The sequence below is a fragment of the Streptomyces sp. genome (genome assembly GCF_031178505.1).
Classification (GTDB): domain Bacteria; phylum Actinomycetota; class Actinomycetes; order Streptomycetales; family Streptomycetaceae; genus Streptomyces; species Streptomyces gulbargensis.
This window is the reverse complement of sequence record NZ_JAPSIW010000809.1, coordinates 1-3048: the sequence shown is the minus strand read 5'-3', so window position 1 is coordinate 3048 and position 3048 is coordinate 1. Positions and strand designations below refer to the sequence as shown.

General features: G+C 73.7%; 2 protein-coding genes. Both read right to left on the bottom strand.

All coding sequences use genetic code 11. From position 1 onward, the window contains the following. Positions 1–160: 160 nt before the first annotated feature. Positions 161–1921 carry an SDR family oxidoreductase gene (locus RIF68_RS32705; protein WP_309054992.1) on the bottom strand — a complete coding sequence of 587 codons (1761 nt, stop codon included), beginning with the start codon at positions 1919–1921 and terminating at the stop codon, positions 161–163. Between the two features lie 137 nt (positions 1922–2058). After that, the gene (locus tag RIF68_RS32700) at positions 2059–2913 is read right to left on the bottom strand and encodes a M24 family metallopeptidase (RefSeq protein WP_309054990.1); all 855 of its coding nucleotides are present in this window, start codon (positions 2911–2913) and stop codon (positions 2059–2061) included. Positions 2914–3048: the final 135 nt, after the last annotated feature.

Sequence of the window (3048 nt, the reverse complement as noted above, 5' to 3'; positions counted from 1 at the left end):
CCCGCTCCCACCGACCGCTTCCTCGTCCCGCCACCGCGCAACCCCCGGAGGGGGATCGTACGGCGGCCCCCGATCGGCTCCTAGGTCGCCCTGCGATCGCACGCACCAGACGCCGCGGGCCCTGCCCAGCGGGCTGACGCCGCTACTTTCCGGACACGACCTAGGCCGGCGGCTGCCAGCGGGCGAAGGCCCGTAGCACCCCGGGGCTGAGCCGCCCCAGCAGATGGGCCCCGCGCGCCTCGGGGGTCACGGGCACGACGGGCCGGTCGTGCAGCACCGCCCCCAGGATCGCGTCCGCGACCTTCTCCGGCGGGTAGTTCCGCAGGCCGTACAGGCGCGCCGCCTTCTTCTGCCGCCGCTTCTCCTCCGCCTCGTCGGTGACGCCCGCGAACCGCGCGGTCGACGTGATGCCGGTGTTGACGATCCCGGGGCAGATCGCCGACACCCCGATGCCCTGCCCCGCCAGCTCCGCCCGCAGGCACTCGCTGAGCATGAGCACGGCCGCCTTCGAGGTGCTGTAGGCCGGCAGAGCCCGGGAGGGCTGGAAGGCCGCCGCCGACGCGATGTTGACGATGTGGCCGCCCTGGCCGCGCCCGGCCATCCGCGCGCCGAAGACCCGGCAGCCGTGGATGACCCCCCACAGGTTGACGTCCAGGACCCGCTTCCACTCCTCGCTCGTGGTGTCGAAGAAGGAGCCGGTGAGCCCGATGCCCGCGTTGTTGACCAGGACGTCGACGGTCCCGTACTCCCCCTCCACCTTCGCGGCCAGTTTCTCCATCGCCTGTTCGTCGGCGACGTCCACCGTCTCGCCCCAGGCCTCCGGCGCCCCGATCAGCCGGGCCATCTCCGCCGTACGGAGCGCGCCGTCGCCGTCCCGGTCCACGGCCACGACCCGCGCGCCCGCCTCGGCGAAGGCGAAGGCGGTGGCCCGCCCGATACCGCTCGCCGCCCCGGTGACCAGCACCAGCTGGCCGCCGAACCGCTCCGCGTACTCCGGCCGCACCCCGCCCTTCGGCGCCGTCGCCGGGGCGGGCTTCGGCGCCCGCGCCGCCGGCTCCTCGTGCGTCCGGACGAACTCGGTTATCCACGCCGACAACTGGTCCGGCCGGGTGCGCGGCACCCAGTGCTTGGCCGACAGCGTCCGCCGGGTCAGCTCCGGGACCCACTCGCCCAGGTCGTCGTGGAGCCGCTCGGACAGGAAGGCGTCCCCCGCCGGCGTGATCAGCTGCACCGGCGCGTGCGCGTAGGCGTCGGCGCGCGGCCTGGAGAGGCGGGCGCGGACGTTGTCCCGGTAGAGCCAGGCGCCGTGCGCCGCGTCGCTCGGCAGCGAGGCCGTCGGGTAGTCACCGGCCGGGACCTTCTCGACCCGCTCGAGGATCTTCGGCCAGCGCTTTCCGAGCGGGCCGCGCCAGGCGAGCTCCGGCAGGACCGGGGTGTGCAGCAGGTACACGTACCAGGACTTCGCGCCCTGCCCGAGGAGCTGTCCCACCCGGCGCGGTGTCGGCCGGGTCGTCCGCCGCTTGATCCAGTGCCCGAAGTGGTCCAGGGACGGACCCGAGATCGAGGTGAAGGAGGCGATCCGGCCCGCGGTGCGGCGGACCGTCACGAACTCCCAGGACTGCACCGAGCCCCAGTCGTGCCCGACCAGGTGCACCGGCCGGTCCGGACTGACGGCGTCGGCCACCGCCAGGAAGTCGTCCGTCAGCTTCTCCAGCGTGAAGCCCCCGCGCAGCGGGACCGGTGCGGTCGACCGGCCGTGCCCCCGCACGTCGTACAGCACCACGTGGAACTCCTCGGCCAGCCGGACCGCGACCCGGGACCACACCTCCTTGGAGTCCGGGTAGCCGTGCAGGAGCAGCACCGTCGGCCGGGCCGGGTCGCCGAGTTCGGCCACGCACAGCTCGATCCCGCCCGTGCGCACCCACCGCTCCCGCGCCTCCGCGAGCCCCGCGCCGCCGCCCGCGCGCGTACCGCCGGAACCGCCGCCCGTCCCCGCCCGCGCGCCCGTGCCCTCACGGTCGCCCGGGCCCGTACCGCCCACGCCGCCGATGTCCGCGTTCACGCCGCAGCCCCCTCTTCCTCGTTCCAGCGCCGCACGTGCGGCAGGTCGTCGTCCAGCCAGAAGGCGCTCTCCTCGGGGTCCTTCGAGTCGGTGACGACCAGGATCTCCTCGAACTTCGCGCCGGTGCCCCGGAATCCCAGGTGCGGCTCCACCGCCCACAGCCCCGGCATCGGCGGGTGGTCGGAGAACCGGTACGGCGACCAGAGCGGCGACCAGCCGTCCCGGTGTCCGTGCAGGGCGTCGCTCGCCAGCCCCTTCAGCGCCTGCGTACCGAAACCGAACAGCGTCGGTGACCAGCGGCGCTCCCGCACCCGGTCGATCTTGTGGGCGATCACGCCGAAGGGATAGGCCCGGTGCCGGTTCGCATACCCCTGGCGGACCATGAGCCGGTCCACGTCCTCGTAGATCTCCCGCAGCGTGCGCCGCTCGCGGACCTCGCGCAGGATCAGCTCCCGGTGGTCCCTGAGGTCGGCCAGCAGCCGGTCGTGCACCGGGTGGGGGCCGAGGCAGCCGCTGTAGCCGACGTCCGCCGTGAAGCCGCGGTGCACCGGCGCCATGTCGAGGATGAACGGCATCCCCGCCTCCAGGCGCCGGTTCGTCGGGAAGAACTGGAGCGGGACCTTGAAGCCGGTGAAGGCGGTCCGGTCCCCGAACCAGGCGAACGGCCGGTGGAACCAGTCCCGCACCCCGCGCTCGTGCAGCCACTCCCGCTGCATCCGGGCCGCCTCGCGCTCGGTCACCCCCGGCCTGAGCCGGGCCGCCACCGCCTCCGCGCACGCGTACGCCAGCCGCTGAACGTCCCTGAACCCGCGCAGCTCCGCGGTGAGTTCGCCTGTCACTGCTGAGGCCATGCCATCCGCCGTCCCGTGTGAGCGCCCGATCGCACTACGCGTCCGTAACTTGACACCGATGAATGTGACAATGACCGGAGGCTGCGTCAAGGGTCCCGGCGCGACCCTGTGGAAAACCAGGGGAGAAACCGGACG